The 891-nt window shown below is 55.1% G+C and carries 1 protein-coding gene; it reads right to left on the bottom strand.

Annotated elements, in window-relative coordinates:
• A partial coding sequence (locus B879_RS23955; RefSeq protein WP_040401572.1) for a penicillin-binding transpeptidase domain-containing protein occupies positions 1 to 891 on the bottom strand: 891 nt, incomplete at both ends.

Raw genomic sequence — 891 nt, 5'->3', positions numbered from 1 at the left:
GCTGGAAAGCACGCGGAGGTCCGGGGCCATAACCTGTTTGACGAGGTTCGGTTCCATGATGACCCCATCATTGGCAATGCCCATGGCGACCATGTTCATTTGCATGGCTGTTGTCATCACCTCTGATCCACCGATTGAGGCCAGCGCCAAGTCAGCCGGAGTCATATTCGGTGGGAATATGCTGGGCTGGACGGGCAGCGGAATGTTCAGTTGCTGGCCAAAGCCAAAGCGTTCGGTGACGTTTTCGAATGGCTCTGGTCCAAGTTCCTTGCTCATCAGGGCAAAGGGAGTGTTGCAGCTCTGGGCCACGATGAATTCCAACGTAGCCTCCGACCGCGAGGCACAGATACCCTCATTGAAGTTGGACATCTTCACCGGATCCGTGATCTTCTCCGGGTTCTTCAGCACTGTGTCGGCGTTGTAATTGCCCGATTCAAGACCCGCAACCAGATCGAGGATCTTGAAGCTGGAGCCGGGGTTCATGGTGTTGAAAAGGGCAGGGTTTCGGTAAGGACTCAAATTTGGGTTCTCAGCGAGGACCTTCTTCATGTTCTCCGCAGCCTTAGTGGTGCTGTGCACGGCCAGAAGGTTGGTGTCGTAGCTTGGTTTTGAGGCCATGGCCAGGATGTTTCCGGTCTTGGGCTCCGAGACGATGATGGATCCGCGCGTACCTTCGGGAATCAAATCGTAGACGAATTTTTGGAGTTCAGGGTCGATGGTCAGCTCGACCGAGGCACCTTCGTTCTCCTTGCCGGAAAACAGGTTCACGAGCCTGTCGAAGAACTGGTCCTGGCTCTTGCCCGTCAGCTCGGGATTCATGACCGATTCGAGCTGTGTCGATCCGTTAGCCAGCGAATAGAAGCCGGTCAGGTGTGAATAGAGTTCGGGATC

The organism is Cecembia lonarensis LW9 (assembly GCF_000298295.1).
GTDB classification, from domain to species: Bacteria; Bacteroidota; Bacteroidia; order Cytophagales; family Cyclobacteriaceae; genus Cecembia; species Cecembia lonarensis.
The sequence above is the reverse complement of the archived record's forward strand: the minus strand, read 5'-3'. Positions and strand labels throughout refer to the sequence as shown.